Source organism: Pantoea sp. Z09 (assembly GCF_022394795.1).
Lineage (GTDB): Bacteria > Pseudomonadota > Gammaproteobacteria > Enterobacterales > Enterobacteriaceae > Pantoea > Pantoea latae.
This window is the reverse complement of record NZ_CP092373.1, coordinates 2,571,596-2,588,755: the sequence shown is the minus strand read 5'-3', so window position 1 is coordinate 2,588,755 and position 17,160 is coordinate 2,571,596. Positions and strand designations below refer to the sequence as shown.

The 17,160-nt window shown below is 60.7% G+C and carries 15 protein-coding genes; 12 read left to right on the top strand and 3 right to left on the bottom strand.

Annotated features, from left to right (window positions below; genetic code table 11):
- Positions 1–150 precede the first annotated feature (150 nt).
- The 3 genes from MC269_RS12390 to MC269_RS12380 all read left to right on the top strand — a co-directional run bounded on the left by MC269_RS12390 (position 151) and on the right by MC269_RS12380 (position 4,234).
- The gene (locus MC269_RS12390; protein WP_081135995.1) at positions 151–1,635 is read left to right on the top strand and encodes a sugar porter family MFS transporter; all 1,485 of its coding nucleotides are present in this window, start codon (positions 151–153) and stop codon (positions 1,633–1,635) included.
- Positions 1,636–2,064: 429 nt separating this feature from the next.
- Positions 2,065–2,466: an H-NS family nucleoid-associated regulatory protein gene (locus tag MC269_RS12385; RefSeq protein WP_081135993.1), complete on the top strand. Its 402-nt coding sequence runs from the start codon at positions 2,065–2,067 to the stop codon at positions 2,464–2,466.
- Positions 2,467–2,641: 175 nt separating this feature from the next.
- Positions 2,642–4,234, top strand: coding sequence for an ABC-F family ATPase (locus MC269_RS12380; protein WP_081135991.1), 1,593 nt, complete (start codon positions 2,642–2,644; stop codon positions 4,232–4,234).
- Positions 4,235–4,513: 279 nt separating this feature from the next.
- On the opposite strand, the gene moeB is transcribed toward MC269_RS12380, so the two are convergent.
- Positions 4,514–5,269: a molybdopterin-synthase adenylyltransferase MoeB gene (gene moeB / locus MC269_RS12375; protein WP_239952587.1), complete on the bottom strand. Its 756-nt coding sequence runs from the start codon at positions 5,267–5,269 to the stop codon at positions 4,514–4,516.
- Entirely contained in the window at positions 5,270–6,505 is a 1,236-nt protein-coding gene (gene moeA / locus MC269_RS12370) for a molybdopterin molybdotransferase MoeA (protein ID WP_305802674.1), read from the bottom strand.
- 225 nt (positions 6,506–6,730) lie between these two features.
- On the opposite strand from moeA, the gene MC269_RS12365 reads away from it, so the two are divergent.
- From MC269_RS12365 to MC269_RS12325, 9 genes are all read left to right on the top strand, one after another.
- On the top strand, positions 6,731–7,690 hold the full coding sequence (locus MC269_RS12365) for an isoaspartyl peptidase/L-asparaginase family protein (RefSeq protein ID WP_239952586.1): 960 nt from the start codon (positions 6,731–6,733) through the stop codon (positions 7,688–7,690).
- A 9-nt stretch (positions 7,691–7,699) separates the two neighbouring features.
- Positions 7,700–9,547: a glutathione ABC transporter ATP-binding protein GsiA gene (gsiA, locus tag MC269_RS12360; RefSeq protein WP_239952585.1), complete on the top strand. Its 1,848-nt coding sequence runs from the start codon at positions 7,700–7,702 to the stop codon at positions 9,545–9,547.
- Positions 9,548–9,586: 39 nt separating this feature from the next.
- Positions 9,587–11,122 (top strand): glutathione ABC transporter substrate-binding protein GsiB, encoded by a 1,536-nt coding sequence (gene gsiB / locus MC269_RS12355; RefSeq protein WP_239952584.1) that lies wholly within the window; start codon positions 9,587–9,589, stop codon positions 11,120–11,122.
- A gap of 49 nt (positions 11,123–11,171) precedes the next feature.
- Positions 11,172–12,092 carry a glutathione ABC transporter permease GsiC gene (gene gsiC, locus MC269_RS12350; RefSeq protein WP_081135979.1) on the top strand — a complete coding sequence of 307 codons (921 nt, stop codon included), beginning with the start codon at positions 11,172–11,174 and terminating at the stop codon, positions 12,090–12,092.
- Between the two features lie 9 nt (positions 12,093–12,101).
- Positions 12,102–13,007 (top strand): glutathione ABC transporter permease GsiD, encoded by a 906-nt coding sequence (gene gsiD / locus MC269_RS12345; protein WP_081135977.1) that lies wholly within the window; start codon positions 12,102–12,104, stop codon positions 13,005–13,007.
- Complete coding sequence (locus tag MC269_RS12340; RefSeq protein WP_081135975.1) at positions 13,004–13,453, top strand: DUF4385 domain-containing protein; 450 nt, start codon at positions 13,004–13,006, stop codon at positions 13,451–13,453. The genes gsiD and MC269_RS12340 overlap by 4 nt, the downstream gene beginning before the upstream one ends.
- A 337-nt stretch (positions 13,454–13,790) precedes the next feature.
- Positions 13,791–14,426 (top strand): carbonic anhydrase, encoded by a 636-nt coding sequence (locus MC269_RS12335; RefSeq protein ID WP_081136363.1) that lies wholly within the window; start codon positions 13,791–13,793, stop codon positions 14,424–14,426.
- Between the two features lie 109 nt (positions 14,427–14,535).
- A complete protein-coding gene (locus MC269_RS12330) occupies positions 14,536–15,192 on the top strand; it encodes a DUF3313 domain-containing protein (protein WP_239952583.1) in 657 nt (218 codons plus the stop codon).
- Positions 15,193–15,300: 108 nt separating this feature from the next.
- Positions 15,301–16,434, top strand: a complete 1,134-nt coding sequence (locus tag MC269_RS12325; RefSeq protein WP_239952582.1) for a PQQ-dependent sugar dehydrogenase — start codon at positions 15,301–15,303, stop codon at positions 16,432–16,434.
- Here the strand turns inward: MC269_RS12325 and MC269_RS12320 are convergent, their stop codons facing one another.
- Positions 16,435–17,091 carry an HAD family phosphatase gene (locus tag MC269_RS12320; RefSeq protein ID WP_081135969.1) on the bottom strand — a complete coding sequence of 219 codons (657 nt, stop codon included), beginning with the start codon at positions 17,089–17,091 and terminating at the stop codon, positions 16,435–16,437.
- Positions 17,092–17,160: the final 69 nt, after the last annotated feature.

Sequence of the window (17,160 nt, the reverse complement as noted above, 5' to 3'; positions counted from 1 at the left end):
ACGTAAAGCGTTGCAGGGAATATTTGTGATCTGTCATACAAAATGAGGCGGAACATATGACTCACCGCGCAAAACTAATATTTCATATTTTGTTTACACGATAGAAATAATCTATTTTCACTGGACACCTGCACACCATCGGGAGAAGACATGTCCAGAGAACCCTACCTTACGCTGAATAAAGCCTCAGGGCCGAACAGCACCACCCGCACCGAGCCCTTCGTCAAAGTCATCGCCGTGGTCGCCACCCTGGGCGGCCTGCTGTTTGGTTACGACACCGGCGTGATTTCAGGTGCGCTGCTGTTTATGGGCCCCGAACTCAATCTGACGCCTTTTACGACAGGACTGGTCACCAGCAGTCTGCTGTTTGGCGCCGCGTTTGGCGCGCTTATCTCCGGTCATTTCGCGGCGGCGGCCGGACGTAAAAAAATTATTCTGGTACTCGCCATCATCTTTGCCATCGGCGCGCTGGGCACCTCGATGGCGCCGGATGTAGAGTGGATGATTTTCTTCCGTCTGGTGCTCGGCGTCGCGGTCGGCGGCGCAGCGGCGACCGTGCCGGTCTATATCGCGGAGATCGCGCCCGCCAACCGGCGCGGTCAGCTGGTGACGCTGCAGGAGCTGATGATCGTCTCCGGCCAGATGCTGGCCTATATCTCCAACGCCGGTTTTAACGCCGCGTGGGGCGGCGAAACCACCTGGCGCTGGATGCTGGCCGTGGCGACGCTGCCGGCGGTGCTGCTCTTTTTCGGCATGATGTTTATGCCCGATACGCCGCGCTGGTATGCGATGAAAGGACGTCTGGCCGAGGCGCGTAAGGTGCTGGAGCGCACCCGCGCCCGACAGGATGTGGAGTGGGAGCTGACGGAGATCGAAGAGACGCTGGCGGAAGAGGAGCAGCAGCGGCCGCGCCTGCGCGAGCTGCGCAAGCCCTGGCTGTTTAAGCTGTTCTTTATCGGCATGGGCATTGCGGTCATCCAGCAGCTGACCGGCGTCAATACCATTATGTATTACGCGCCGACTATGCTGAAGGCGGTCGGCATGGACGACAGCGCCGCGCTGTTCGCCACCATCGCCAACGGCGCCATCTCGGTGCTGATGACCTTTGTCGGCATCTGGCTGCTGGGCAAAATCGGCCGCCGCACCATGACGATGCTGGGCCAGTTTGGCTGCACCGCCTGTCTGGTCTTTATTGGCGCCGTCACCTTTTTTATGCCTGAAACTATTAACGGTGAACCCGATATGCTGCGCAGCTATATGGTGCTGCTTGGCATGCTGATGTTTTTGAGCTTTCAGCAGGGGGCATTATCGCCGGTCACCTGGCTGCTGCTGTCGGAAATATTCCCGACGCGCCTGCGCGGCATTTTTATGGGCGGCGCGGTGTTTGCCATGTGGATCGCCAACTTTCTTATTTCGCTGATGTTCCCGGTGCTGCTGGCGAGCGTCGGGCTGGCGGGCGCGTTCTTTATCTTTGCGCTGGTCGGCATTGCGGGCGCGATATTTGTAATAAAATGCGTACCGGAAACGCGTAACCGCAGTCTGGAGCAGATTGAACATTATCTGCATGAAACGCTCTCGCGCGATGCGGCGCCTGCTCACGAAGCACTTGGACGGCCGTTAAATAAAACTTCATAATAAAAGGTTATCAATTCGTTCCTGAGCCGGCTTAACCGCCGGCTTTTTTTTATCCATTTTTCGCGCTGCATCACCTTTTTCAGGCCATGCGCCTGCGATTCTTCGCAAACCAGACCATGCAGCGTCCATCAGGCACTATTTGCAAAACATAAAGTGTGAAGGCGTTTTATATCCACTTTTTTCCCGCATGCCACGCTATTAACCTGGGCGGCAGGCAATGAAAACGATTTCAGCTGCGCGTTTTTATCGCGGCGGTTGCTGTTAATTCATCGTTAATAATGCAGCCAGGATCGTCAGGTTTTTTGCTGAGAAAATTAACGCTTATGCTTCAGAATTTTCCGTAGACGAAAATTAATTTATTTTTTTATTTGAATTGGGTAATCTTGTCGCTACAGTTTTATTAAACCCCTTAGTCAAGGACATTGTAAAATGAGTGACGCATTTAAAGTTCTGAACAACATTCGCACATTGCGTGCTCAGGCGCGCGAACTGCCGTTGAGCGATCTGGAAGAAATTCTGGAGAAATTAACCGTCGTCGTCACAGAACGCCGCGAAGAAGTGGAAGCTGAAGAAGCGCAGAACCGCGAAAAAGAAGAAAAGCTCTCTAAATATCGCGAAATGCTGCTGGCCGATGGAATTGATCCGAATGAATTACTGGGCGCGCTGGAAACCGGTAAAAAACGCGCCAAGCGCGCGCCGCGTCCGGCCAAGTATTCCTACACCGACGAAAACGGCGAAGAAAAATCCTGGACCGGCCAGGGCCGTACTCCAGCGGCAATTAAAAAGGCGCTGGACGCCGGCAAAAGCCTCGACGATTTCCTGATCGGCTAAATTTACCTCATCCTTGCAAGCGGTAGCCGGTGACGTCACAGCCATCGGCTTTTTTATTTTTCCCCCGCCGCCAGCGGTTTGCCTCCGCCCGCACGCCTGGCGCTGGCATGCGTAAGGCGATGTCTGGCATAATGGCCGCCGTTTTTTCCTCCACTCAGCCATAAAGGTTAATGCCGTGTTAGTAAGCAGCAATATCACCATGCAGTTTGGCAGCAAGCCACTGTTCGAAAATATCTCCGTAAAATTTGGCGGGGGTAATCGTTACGGTTTAATCGGTGCAAACGGCAGCGGTAAATCCACCTTTATGAAAATCCTCGGCGGCGACCTGACGCCCACCGGCGGAAATGTCTCTTACGATCCCAATGAGCGCATCGGCAAGTTAAGACAGGACCAGTTTGCGTTTGAACAATATAGCGTGCTGGACACCGTCATCATGGGTCACCATGAATTGTGGGAAGTAAAGCAGGAGCGCGATCGCATATATGCGCTGCCGGAGATGAGCGAAGAGGAAGGCTATAAAGTGGCGGACCTCGAAGTGCTCTACGGTGAAATGGATGGTTACACCGCTGAGTCGCGCGCGGGCGAGTTACTGCTGGGCGTCGGTATTCCGGTTGAGCAGCATTATGGCCCGATGAGCGAAATTGCGCCGGGCTGGAAATTACGCGTGCTGCTGGCGCAGGCGTTATTTTCTAATCCCGATATTTTGTTGCTGGACGAACCGACCAACAACCTGGATATTGACACTATCCGCTGGCTTGAGCAGGTGCTGAACGAGCGTGAAAGCACCATGATCATCATTTCGCACGACCGCCACTTTTTGAATATGGTCTGCACACACATGGCAGATCTGGATTACGGCGAATTACGCGTTTATCCCGGCAATTATGACGAGTATATGACGGCGGCCACCCAGTCGCGCGAACGCTTATTAGCGGACAACGCCAAGAAAAAAGCGCAGATTGCCGAACTGCAGTCTTTTGTCAGCCGCTTTAGCGCCAACGCCTCTAAATCGCGTCAGGCGACCTCGCGCGCAAAACAAATTGATAAAATCAAGCTGGACGAAGTGAAAGCCTCGAGCCGTCAAAACCCCTTTATTCGTTTTGAGCAAGAGAAGAAACTGTTCCGTAATGCGCTGCAGGTGGAAGCATTACGTAAAGGTTTCGATAATGGCCCGCTGTTTAACAATCTTAACCTGCTGCTGGAAGTGGGCGAGAAGCTGGCGGTCATTGGCGCCAACGGTATTGGTAAAACCACCCTGTTGAAAACCCTGGTAGGGGAAATGGCTCCCGACAGCGGCAGCGTTAAATGGTCAGAAAATGCGCGCATCGGTTATTACGCGCAGGATCACGCCGCCGACTTCGCCGACGACCTCAGCGTCTTCGACTGGATGAGCCAGTGGAAGCAAGAGGGTGACGACGAGCAGGCGGTGCGCAGCATTCTGGGGCGTCTGCTGTTTAGCCATGATGACATCAAGAAACCGGCGAAGGTGCTGTCGGGCGGTGAAAAAGGACGCATGCTGTTCGGTAAGCTGATGATGCAGAAACCGAACATTCTCATCATGGATGAACCGACCAACCACCTGGATATGGAGTCGATCGAGTCGCTGAACATGGCGCTGGAGATGTACGAAGGCACGCTGATCTTCGTTTCCCATGACCGTGAGTTCGTCAGCTCGCTGGCGACGCGCGTGCTGGAGATCAAAGAGGACCGCGTGGTGGACTTCACCGGCAACTACGAAGACTATCTGCGCAGCCAGGGTATTTACTAAGGGCGGCAGATCCTTCTGACAGACGATGAAGAACGCTAATACGCGGGTGGCGTAGACCGAAGAGCAAAGCGTCCCGCGACATGGACAAAAACGCCGGGAGCGTTTTTGAACAACGCAACGCGTTGGCCCGTTTACGGGCGCACCTCAGGGATGAGGTGCGTATCCGCGCGGGCCGAGCGAGCAGGGATGCGTAAAGCGTCTTTGCGGTCGGTCTACGCCACCCGCGTTAACGCATGAACTAGCAGACGATAAAACGGGGGTAGCGCACGCTACCCCTGGTCATTGATGACCACAGACTTCGCAGTGCGCATCCTGCGCCACCTTCACGCTGCGGAACTCCGCGCTCATCGCATCATACATCAGCAGCCGCGACGTGGCGGGCGTGCCGAAGGCCGTCAGCACTTTAATCGCCTCCATTGCCTGCATCGCGCCGATCACCCCGACCAGCGGCGCCATCACCCCCGCCTCCACGCAGCTTAGCGTCTGCTCGCCAAACAGGCGGCTGATGCAGCGATAGCAGGGCGTGCCCGGCTGCCAGCTAAATACGCTAATCTGGCCCTCCATACGGATCGCCGCGCCGGAAACCAGCGGCACGCCACGCGCGCGACAGAGCCGGTTAAGCTGCTCGCGTATCTGCACGTTGTCGGTGCAGTCGAGCACCACCTGCTGCCCGGCGATCAGCGCCTCAAGTCCGGCATCGTCCAGCAGGCCGTTAACCGTTTCGATCTGCACATGGGGGTTTATTGCCGCCAGGCTCTCCGCCGCCGAGTCGACCTTGGCGCGGCCAATATCAGCGTCGTGATGCAGGATCTGTCGCTGCAAATTCGACAGGGCGACGGTATCAAAGTCGAGCAGCGTCAGCACGCCGACGCCCGCCGCCGCCAGGTAGGGCGACGCCGCGCAGCCCAGTCCGCCGAGGCCGACAATCAGCGCGCGGCTCGCCTTCAGCTTTTCCTGACCGTCGAAGTCAAAGCCGCGCAGTACGATCTGGCGGTTGTAGCGCAGCATCTCTTCATCACTGAGTTCCGGCAGCATTTACCCCTCCAGCAGCGCGTTAAACGGCTCAATCTCCACCCATTCGCCCGGCTCGACCGCGCCGCGATCGCGCTCCAGCACGATAAAGCAGTTGGCGGCAGCGAACGAGCTAAAGACGTGCGAACCCTGATGCCCGGTGCTGCTCACCTCCAGCTCGCCGTCCGCGCCGCGGCGCATGATGCCGCGCTGGAAGTCGAGGCGGCCAGGGGATTTCTTCAGGCGCGAGGCGGCGCGCGCGCGCAGGCGCGGCGGCAGCGGCGAGGCGTGCTGGCCGGTCAGGGCGGCGAGCAGCGGCTGCACCAGCTGATAGAAGGTGACGGCGGCCGACACCGGGTTGCCCGGCAGCCCGCAGAACCAGCTGCTGGCAAGACGGCCAAAGGCGAACGGCTTGCCCGGCTTAATAGCCAGCTTCCAGAAGGTGATCGCGCCCAGCTCATCCAGCATGGTTTTGGTGAAATCCGCTTCGCCCACCGACACGCCGCCGGTGCTGATCACCACATCGGCCTGACGATCCGCCTCTTCAAAGGCGCAGCGCAGCGCCTGCGGATCATCTTTGATAATGCCTAAATCGAGCACCTCACAGCCGAGCTTGTGCAGCATCAGCGAGACGGCAAAGCGGTTGGTGTCGTAAATCTGGCCCGGCGCCAGCGGCTGGCCCACCGGCTGCAGCTCATCGCCGGTGGAGAACACCGCTACGCGCAGCTTGCGCAGCACGCTGACCTCGGCGATGCCGAGCGAAGCAAGCAGCGGCAGCTCCGCCGCGCCGAGGCGCACGCCCGCCGCTAGCACCGGCTGGCCGCAGCGGATATCCTCGCCGATCAGGCGGATATTCTGTCCCGCCTGCACCGGCGCGTTAATCACAATGCCCCCGTCGACTTCGCGCGTCTCTTCCTGCATCACCACCGCTTCGCAGCCGGCCGGCACCGGCGCGCCGGTCATAATGCGCACCACGCTGCCCGGCGGCCAGTCGCCGCTGAAGGGGACACCAGCGAAGGCTTTGCCGGCGACGCTGAGCGGGCGATCGGGGTGAAGATCGGCCAGCCGCACGGCATAGCCGTCCATCGCGGAGTTGTCGAACGGCGGCACGTCAAGGGGCGAGGTGACCGGCAATGCGGTAATGCGGCCCGCGGCGTCGGCCAGCGGCACGCTAAGGCGATCGCGGAGAGGCTGAAGCTGCGCCAGCATTTTCGCCTGCGCTTCTTCCAGAGAGATGAGCCCTGCGGTAAAGCTTTCCATGGTAATAACAACCTGCGTGAAGAGAGTAGCTGCTTATTATGGTGCTAATCGCCAGCGGAGTCACATCTGCGCCGCGGCATAAGCCACAATAAAAGGTTATGGCGCTCGGGCGACATTCCGCTTTACAAGCCTTAACAGGCTTTCTATAGTCAAAAATCACTAAAATTGGCTGAAAACCATTTTAAATCAGTGTTTTCACTCCAGTAAAAGGACAGGGCAAGCGTTATGGTCAAAGCAGTCATCGCCATTCACGGTGGGGCGGGCGCCATTACGCGCTCGGCAATGAGCGCAGAAAAAGAGCAGGCGTATCGTCAGGCGCTGAGCGATATCCTCGCCGCCGGCCAGGCGATGCTGGCGCAGGGCGCCAGCGCGCTGGACGCGGTAACCGAGGCGGTGCGGCTGCTGGAGGAGTGCCCGCTGTTCAACGCCGGCAGGGGCGCGGTCTTTACCCATCAGGGCACGCATGAACTTGACGCCTGCGTAATGGATGGCCGCACGCTGGAGGCGGGCGCGGTGGCGGGCGTCTCGCGCCTGCGCAATCCGGTGCTGGCGGCGCGCAAAGTGCTGGAGGTGAGCCCGCACGTGCTTTTTATCGGCGCGGGCGCCGAACAGTTCGCGCGGGACAACGGGCTGGAAGAGGTTGAGCCCGATTTCTTTTCGACGCCAGAGCGCTGGGCGCAGCTGCAGCGCGCGCTGGCCAGCGACGAGACGCTGCTGGATCACGACGGCGCGGCGCAGCCGGACGATCCGCTCGATCCCGACCATAAATTCGGCACTGTCGGCGCGGTGGCGCTCGACGCCGAGGGCAACCTCGCCGCCGCGACGTCCACCGGCGGCATGACCAACAAGCAGGCGGGCCGCGTCGGCGATTCGCCGCTGCCGGGTGCCGGCTGCTACGCCAGCAACGACACGGTGGCGGTCTCCTGTACCGGCACCGGCGAAGTTTTTATTCGCACCCTGGCGGCCTACGATATCGCCGCGCAGATGCGCTACGGCGGTCACTCGCTGCAGCAGGCGTGCGTCAACGTCATCCACGACGCCATTCCCGAGCTGGGCGGCAGCGGCGGCCTAATCGCCGTCGACCGCTTCGGCAACGTTGCGCTGCCGTTCAACAGCGAAGGCATGTATCGCGGTGTGGCGCGCGTGGGCGAAGAGGTTGAGGTCGGCATCTACCGCGAAAGCTAAGGAGCAGGCATGACGCAGCAAATGGCGCCGGAGCAGGTGCTGGCAGTACGCAATCTCAACGTGCGCTTCAGCCATGAAGGGCGCGTGACGCAGGCGGTGCGCAACCTCTCGCTGGAGGTGCAGCGCGGCGAAACCCTGGCGATTGTCGGCGAATCCGGCTCTGGCAAATCGGTCACCTCGCTGGCGCTGATGCGGCTGATTGAGCAGGCGGGCGGCGAGGTCAGCGGCGATATCCTGCTGCGTCGCCGCAGCGGCGAGCTGCTGGACGTCTCGCGCGCCGCGCCAGGGGTGATGCGGCGCGTGCGCGGCGCCGATATGGCGATGATCTTCCAGGAGCCGATGACCTCGCTTAACCCGGTTTTCACCGTGGGCGAGCAGATCGCCGAATCGATCCGCCTGCATCAGGGAAAAAGCCACCAGCAGGCGCTGGCGGAAGCGCGCCGCATGCTCGATCTGGTGCGCATCCCTGAAGCGCAGGGCGTGCTGTCGCGCTATCCCCATCAGCTCTCCGGCGGCATGCGCCAGCGCGTGATGATCGCCATGGCGCTGTCGTGCCGGCCCGCGCTGCTGATCGCTGACGAGCCGACCACGGCGCTCGACGTCACTATTCAGGCGCAAATATTACAGCTGATCCGCGTGCTGCAAAAAGAGATGCAGATGGGGGTGATTTTTATCACCCACGATATGGGCGTGGTGGCGGAAATGGCAGACCGCGTCCAGGTGATGTATCGCGGCGACGTGGTGGAAAGCGCGCCGGTGCAGCAGCTGTTTGACGCGCCGCAGCAGCCCTATACCCGCGCGCTGCTGGCCGCAGTGCCGAAGCTCGGTGCCATGAGCGGCCAGCCGCTGCCCGCGCCTTTCCCGCTGCTGGGCGCCGACGCGCAGGCCGAGCCGGAAACGCCGCAGGACACGGTGCAGCGCGACAGAGCACCCATTTTACAGGTGCGCGATCTGGTGACGCGCTTCGATATCCGCGGCGGCCTGCTTAACCGCGTTAAACGCCGCGTGCACGCGGTGGAGAAGGTGAGCTTCGACCTCTACGCCGGCGAGACGCTGGCGCTGGTGGGCGAATCGGGCTGCGGCAAATCCACCACCGGCCGCTCGCTGCTACGGCTGGTGGCGAGCCAGGGCGGCACCATTACCTTTAACGGCCAGCGCATCGACCAGCTCGCCGGTTCGGCGCTGGCGCATCTGCGGCGCGACATTCAGTTTATTTTTCAGGATCCTTACGCCTCGCTCGATCCGCGCCTGACGGTGGGCTTCTCGATTATGGAGCCGCTGCTGGTGCACAAGGTGATGCCGCGCCGCGAGGCGGAGCAGCGCGTCGCCTGGCTGCTGGAAAAGGTCGGGCTGCTGCCGGAGCACGCGCAGCGCTATCCCCACGAATTTTCCGGTGGTCAGCGCCAGCGTATCTGCATCGCCCGCGCGCTGGCGCTCAACCCGAAAGTGGTGATCGCCGACGAGTCGGTGTCGGCGCTCGACGTCTCGATTCAGGCGCAGATCGTCAATCTGATGCTCGACCTGCAGCGCGAGTTCGGCATCGCCTTTTTGTTTATTTCGCATGATATGGCCGTGGTGGAGCGCATCAGCCATCGCGTGGCGGTGATGTACCTGGGACAGATCGTTGAAATGGGGCCGCGCCAGGCGGTGTTCGAACAGCCGCAGCACCCCTACACCCGCAAGCTGATGGCCGCCGTGCCGGTGGCGGATCCGACGCATCGCCGCCGCGAGCGCGCGCTGCTGGTGGATGAAATCCCCAGCGCGGTGCGCGCGCTGGGCGACGAACCGGAGGTCGCGCCGCTGATTGAGGTGGCGCCAGGCCACTTCGTCGCGCGCCATGCCATCAGCAGCACCTGATATCACACTCACACTAAGCAGGGACTACAGGAGAACCAGATGCACAACACAATGCGTAAAGGGCTACTGGCGGCAGGCGTGCTCAGCGCCATCACGGCGCTGCCCGCCTGGGCGGCGAAAGATGCGGTGATCGCCGTCGGCTCAAACTTCACCACGCTCGATCCTTACGACGCCAACGACACGCTGTCGCAGTCGGTGGCGAAATCCTTCTATCAGGGGCTGTTCGGCTTCGATAAAGAGATGAAGCTGACAAACGTGCTGGCGGAAAGCTATCAGGCGAGCCCGGACGGGCTGACCTACACCATCAAGCTGCGCCCGGGGATTAAATTTCAGGACGGCACGGATTTCAACGCCGAAGCGGTCAAGGTCAACCTGGAGCGCGCCAGCAATCCGGACAATCACCTGAAGCGCTACAACCTGTTCAAATATATCGCCACCACCGAGGCGGTCGATCCCACCACGGTGAAGATCACCCTGAAGCAGCCTTTTTCAGCCTTTATCAACAACCTGGCGCACCCGGCCGCGGTGATGATCTCCCCGACCGCGCTGAAAAAATATGGCAAGGAGATCGGCTTCCATCCGGTCGGCACCGGTCCCTATGAGCTGGTGACCTGGAACCAGACCGACTTTGTGAAGGTGAAGAAGTGGGACGGCTACTGGAAAAAGGGCTATCCGAAGCTCGATTCCATCACCTGGCGTCCGGTGGTCGACAACAACACCCGCGCCGCAATGCTGCAGACCGGCGAGGCGAACTTCGCCTTCCCGATCCCCTTCGAGCAGGCAAAACTGCTGGAGAAGAACGCGAAGCTGAAGGTGGTGACCTCGCCGTCGATTATGCAGCGCTATATCAGCCTGAACGTCACCCAGAAGCCGTTCGACAATCCGAAGGTGCGTGAGGCGCTGGAGTACGCCATCAACCGCGAGGCGCTGACCAAAGTCGCCTTTGCCGGCTACGCCACGCCGGCGACCGGCGTCGTGCCGCCCGCCATCGACTTTGCGCAAACATATCCGGCGATCCCCTACAATCCGGCCAAAGCGCGCGAGCTGCTGAAGGAAGCAGGTTATCCCAACGGCTTTGAAACCACGCTCTGGTCGTCGCACAACCACAGCACCGCGCAAAAAGTGCTGCAGTTTACCCAGCAGCAGCTGGCGCAGGTGGGCGTGAAGGTGAAGGTGACGGCGATGGACGCTGGTCAGCGCGCCGCCGAGGTGGAGAGCAAAGCACAGAAAGAGAGCGGCGTGCGCATGTTCTACACCGGCTGGTCCGCCTCGACCGGCGAAGCGGACTGGGCGCTGACGCCGCTGTTCGCCACCACCTCCTGGCCGCCCGCCATCTTCAACACCGCGTTCTACAGCAACCCGCAGGTTGATAAAGACCTGGCCGACGCGCTGAAAACCACGGACCGCGAGCGTAAAGCGAGCCTCTACAAAGACGCGCAGGATAAAATCTGGAACGATCATCCGTGGATCCCGCTGGTGGTGGAGCAGCTGGTTTCCGCCAACACCACCTCGCTGAGCGGCTTCTACGTCCAGCCGGACACCGGCTTCAATTTCGACGAGGCCGATCTGAAGTAACCCAACAGGCCAGCCCGTCTGGGCTGGCCGCCGCTGCGCAGGATTTCGCATGCTTAACTATTTTATAAAACGGCTGCTGGGGCTGATCCCCACGCTGCTGATTGTGGCGGTGCTGGTGTTCATGTTCGTTCACCTGCTGCCGGGCGATCCGGCGCGCCTGATTGCCGGTCAGGACGCGGACGCGACGGTGGTCGCGCTGGTGCGCCAGGAGCTGGGCCTGGATCAGCCGCTGCCGCAGCAGTTCTGGCACTTTATGCTCAACGCGCTGCAGGGCGATTTCGGTCAGTCGCTGGTGTCGAAGCGGCCGGTTGCCGACGAGATCGCCGCGCGCTTTATGCCCACGCTGTGGCTGACGCTGGCCAGTATGATCTGGGCGGTGGTGTTCGGCATGGCGATCGGCATCCTCTCTGCCGTCTGGCGCAACCGCTGGCCGGACCGTCTTGGCATGACGCTGGCGGTATCAGGCATCTCCTTTCCCGCTTTCGCCCTCGGCATGCTGCTGATGCAGGTGTTCTCGGTGGAACTCGGCTGGCTGCCGACAGTCGGCGCCGACAGCTGGCGACACTATATTCTGCCGTCGATTACGCTGGGCGCCGCGGTGGCGGCGGTGATGGCGCGCTTTACCCGCGCCTCCTTCGTTGAGGTGATGCAGGAGGATTATATGCGCACCGCGCGCGCCAAAGGGGTGCGCGAATCGCTGGTGGTGGTGAAACACGGCCTGCGCAACGCCATGATCCCGGTGGTCACCATGATGGGCCTGCAATTCGGCTTTCTGCTTGGCGGCTCCATCGTCGTCGAGGTGGTGTTTAACTGGCCGGGGCTGGGTCGTCTGCTGGTGGATTCGGTCGAGATGCGCGACTACCCGGTGATCCAGGCCGAAGTGCTGCTCTTTTCGCTGGAGTTCATCCTGATTAACCTGATTGTCGACCTGCTCTATGCGGCAATCAATCCCGCTATTCGCTACAGGTAAGGAGTCGCAATGAAAAACTGGCGACGTGAAGCGGCGCTGAAAAGCCTGCCGCTGACCACTGAAAATCGGGTTCGCACGCCCTGGAGCGAGTTCTGGCGACGTTTTCGCCGTCAGCCGGTGGCAGTGACGGCCGGGCTGTTCGTGCTGCTGCTGATCGTGGTGGCCTTTATCGCGCCGCTGATCGCCCCGTTCGACGCGGAAAACTACTTCGACTACGACCGGCTCAACGAAGGCCCCTCGGCGCTGCACTGGTTTGGTGTCGACTCGCTGGGGCGCGATATCTTTAGCCGCGTGCTGGTGGGCACGCGCATCTCGCTGATCGCCGGCTTCTTTTCCGTGGCCATCGGCGCGGCGATCGGCACGCTGTTCGGCCTGCTGGCGGGCTACTACGAAGGCGCCTGGGATCGCATTACCATGCGCGTCTGCGACGTGCTGTTTGCCTTTCCCGGCATTCTGCTGGCGATCGCCGTGGTGGCGATTATGGGCAGCGGCATGAGCAATGTGATCATCGCCGTGGCAATCTTTAGCATTCCGGCGTTTGCTCGCCTGGTGCGCGGCAACACGCTGGTGCTGAAGCATCAGACCTATATCGAGTCGGCGCGCAGCATCGGCGCCTCGGACGCCACCATCCTGCTGCGGCATATCCTGCCCGGCACGGTGTCGTCCATTGTGGTCTACTTCACTATGCGCATCGGCACCTCAATCATTACCGCCGCCAGCCTGTCGTTTCTCGGGCTGGGCGCGCAGCCGCCCACGCCGGAGTGGGGCGCGATGCTGAACGAGGCGCGCGCCGATATGGTGCTGGCGCCACACGTGGCGATTTTCCCCAGCCTGGCGATTTTCCTCACGGTTTTAGCATTTAATTTGCTTGGCGACGGGCTTCGCGACGCACTCGATCCTAAACTCAGGTCATGAAAAAATTCGACTACGAGCAAGACTTTAAAACCATCGACTTCCGCAAGCAGCCGGAGCGCTATCAGGTGGGCCGCGGCGAGCAGGGCGTGCTGATGGTGGAGCCCTATAAAAGCGAAATCCTGCCGCACTGGCGTTTTCGCACCGTGCCGATAGCGCAGGCCTCGGCGGCGAAGATCATGGAGCTGTTCGAGGCCTATCGCGCGCAGGATGATTTCGTTGGTATGGATATGGCGCGTAAATTCATTCAGATGGGCTACACCCGCGCGCGTCGCTACAGCAACCACAAGGGCGGACGCAAATATGACGCCGACGGCAATGAGCTGCCGCGCGGCGTCGACGAGGAGAAGGCCGCTGCGGCGGCCGTGTTCAAAGCCTACTGGGATCGCCTGCGTGAAGATGAGGATTATCTGGCACGCAAACAGGCGCACCAGAAGTTGTATGGCTAAACGCGGCGCGATTGACCGATAAAACGTGGGGTTTTTCAACCAGATAAAGGGCGCTTCCCTGTGCGGGAAAACCGCCTTTTCTTCGGTCCATTACGTAAATAAGTGCAAACGCCTTGGCCGGGCGTTTACCGGCTAACCTCGCGTTATCTCAGTAAAAAATCAAAAAAGCGCTTTCAGATGGAACCAGCCGGCGCGCACAACAGGGTTGAGTTTAGCGCGGCCTGGTGCTTAAATCCGACATTCAAATTTACTGTGAATTCAATAATAAGCAGATAACAAGGCAGCTGCGGACACCAGACGCCGCAGTCGACTATGTGGATAATGTGAGAGCGCAATGATGAAAGAGATCGTTAACGGATTTCTGAGTTTTCAACAGAATGTGTTTCCTGAAAGGAAGGATCTTTTCAAAAGCCTGGCGTCGAACCAAAATCCTAAAGCGCTGTTTATCTCCTGTTCCGACAGCCGCCTGGTGCCGGAGCTGGTGACGCAGCAGGAGCCGGGCCAGCTGTTCGTGATCCGCAACGCGGGCAATATCGTGCCGCCGTTTGGTCCTGAGCCGGGCGGCGTCTCCGCCACCATCGAATATGCGCTGATGGTGCTGGGCGTCAGCGAAATCATCATCTGCGGCCACTCCAACTGCGGCGCGATGAACGCTATCGCCTCCTGCCAGTGCATGGACACCATGCCGGCGGTTGAGCACTGGCTGCGCTACGCCGACGCGGCGAAAACCGTGGTGGAAGAGCGCGAGTTCGAAACGCCGGAAGCCAAGCTGAACGAGATGGTGAAAGAGAACGTTATCGCGCAGCTGAACAATATCAAGACGCATCCGTCCGTGGCGCTGGCGCTGCGTAAAGGCAAAGTGCGCCTGCACGGCTGGGTCTACGACATTGAGTCAGGCAAAATCATCGCCCTGACCGAAGGCGGCAAAAGCTTTATCTCTCTCTCCGATAACCCGGAAACCTGCTTCGAGTAATCCTCTCGCCCGCTGTGTCCACAGCGGGCGTTTTCTTTCCTTTTCTTCCGGCGCGTTCTCATTAGATTATCTAAGCTATTAACGTCCTGTTTCCACTTGAGAACTCACTATGCGCAAAATTTCCTTGTTGACCCTGTTAGCAGGCGCCGCGCTGCTGGCGGGATGTACCTCTCACGTTGCCGATAAACAGCACTATTCCGGTTTTATTCAGGATTACAGTCAGCTTAAACCCGCTTCCTCCGCCAGCGACCGACCGACGCTGCGCTGGATCTCGCCCGACTATCGCAGCAGCGACTACAGCTCGGTGGTCTATACGCCGGTGGTGTACTATCCGGCGGCAAAGCCTAACGCGCGCGTCAGCCAGCAGACGCTGGATCAGATCCGCAGCTACACCGACACGCGGCTGAAAGCGGCGATTGGCGAGCGTAAAAAGCTGGTGACGCAGCCTGGCCCGCGCACGCTGATCGTGCGCAGCGCCATCACCGGCGTCACGGCGGAAAACGAGGGCGTGCAGTTCTATGAGGTGGTGCCGGTCGCGGCGGTGATCGCCAGCACTATGGCGGCGACCGGGCACCGCACGCAGAACAGCGCGCTGTTCCTCGAAATCGAGGCGCGTGACGCCCAGACCGGCAAACCGCTGATCAAGGTGGTGCGCAAGGCGTTTGGCAAGCCGCTGAACAACAGCAGTGCGCCCATCACCTACGGCGACGTGAAAGGCGCCATTGACGAGACCGTCAGCGACGCTATGCACTTTAGCGCGCCCTGAGTCAGCGGGCACTGGCAGGGACGCCATCCTTAATCTTTTGTAAAGCCTGAACATTATCCCGTCGCGCTGGCTACCCTTAAGCTCATCCCCTGGCGACTGGAGCACTCTATGGCCCGACTCACTGCTGCGCTGCTACTCGGCGGCGCGCTCACGACGCTTCCCGCGCTGGCGGCGGAGGTGCAGGTTCAGGTTTTACAGGACAAACTCGATCATCCCTGGTCGGTGGCGTTTCTGCCGGACAATCAGACGCTGCTGATCACCGAGCGCAGCGGCCAGCTGCGCAGCTGGCAGCCGCAGAGTGGCCTGTCGCAGCCGATCGAAGGCGTGCCGAAACCGGCGGTGCGTCGCCAGGCGGGGCTGCTCGACGTGGTGCTGGCGCCGGATTTTGCGCAGAGCCGCCGCGTCTGGCTGAGCTATACCGAGGCCAACAGCCGCGGCGAGCTGGGCGCAGTGGTGGGCTACGGTCAGCTCAGCGCGGATAATCGCCGCCTGACCGGCTTTAAAACGGTGGTGCGCCAGACGCCGCAGCTGTCGGCGGGCAACAACCTCGGCACGCGCCTCGCCTTCGATGGCGACGGCTATCTCTATATCGTCTTCGGCGACAACTTCCACAGCAGCAGCGCGCAGGATCTCGACAAGCTCACCGGCAAAATCCTGCGGCTGAATCAGGACGGCAGCGTGCCGAAAGATAATCCATTCGTCAGCCGCAGCGGCGCGCGTCCTGAGATCTGGGCCTACGGCCTGCGCAATCCGCAGGGGCTGGCCTTCAATCCCTGGACGCAGCAGATGTGGGAGAGCGAGCATGGCCCGCGCGGCGGCGATGAGGTGAATATTCCGCAAAAGGGCAAAAATTACGGCTGGCCGCTGGCGACCTGGGGCATTGACTACAGCGGCAGTAAAGTGCCGGAGTCAAAGGGCACGCACGTGGCGGGAACGGAGCAGCCGGCGTTTTACTGGAAAGTCTCGCCAGCGGTTAGCGGCATGGCGTTTTACAACAGCGCCCGTTTTCCGCAGTGGAAACAGTCGCTGTTTATCGGCGCGCTGAAAGAGAAAAGCCTGATCCGCCTCAGCGTCAACGGCGATAAGGTGGTCGAGACGCAGCGCCTGCTGGGCGATCGCCACGAGCGCATCCGCGACGTGCGTCAGGGGCCGGACGGCTATCTCTATGTGCTCACCGATGAGGACAACGGCAAGCTGCTGAAGGTCGGGCTGGCCCAAGAGGCCAGCGCCGCACGCGGCTAATCAGCGCGCCCAGCGGCAGACCTCCCAGCCGCGCGCGAGCGCTTCCTGATGCAGCCGCGCGTCGGGGTTGATCACCAGCGCATGATCGGCCTGCGCCAGCAGTGGCAGGTCGTTCATGGAGTCGCTGTAGGCCCAGGTGCGATCAAACTGACTCTCCTGCTGCAGCGCGCGCCAGTCGGTCAGCCGCGTCACCTTGCCCTCTTTGTAGGTCAGGGTGCCGTAGGTCTGGCCGCTGTAGCGATCGTCCACCACTTCGACGCCAATCGCCAGCGCGCCGTGCGCGCCCAGGCGTTCGGCAATCGGCGCCACCAGATGCTCGCCGCTGGCGGAGCAAATCACCACTTTGTCGCCGCGCAGCTGATGCCACCCAATGCGGTCGCGCGCCTCTGGATAGACGCGCGGCAGGATGTCGCGCTGGATCCAGCGGCGCACCCAGCCCGCCACGGTCGGCGCCGCCAGCCCGGCCAGCGGCGAGAGCGTCAGCGCCATATACTCTTCCATCGCCAGGGTGCCGGCGTAGTACTGCGCCATCAGCGCCTGCTCTTCCGCCAGCAGCGTTTCCCGCGCGAAGCCCTGCGACACCAGCCAACGCAGCCACAGGCCAGTACTGTCGGCGCAGATGACGGTTTCGTCGAGGTCAAATACGGCTAAGTCCATGGTGCATCTCCTCAGTTGACTCCCATCAGCCTGGCAGAATTTTGTGACGGTCTTAACTCTTCTGCGAAA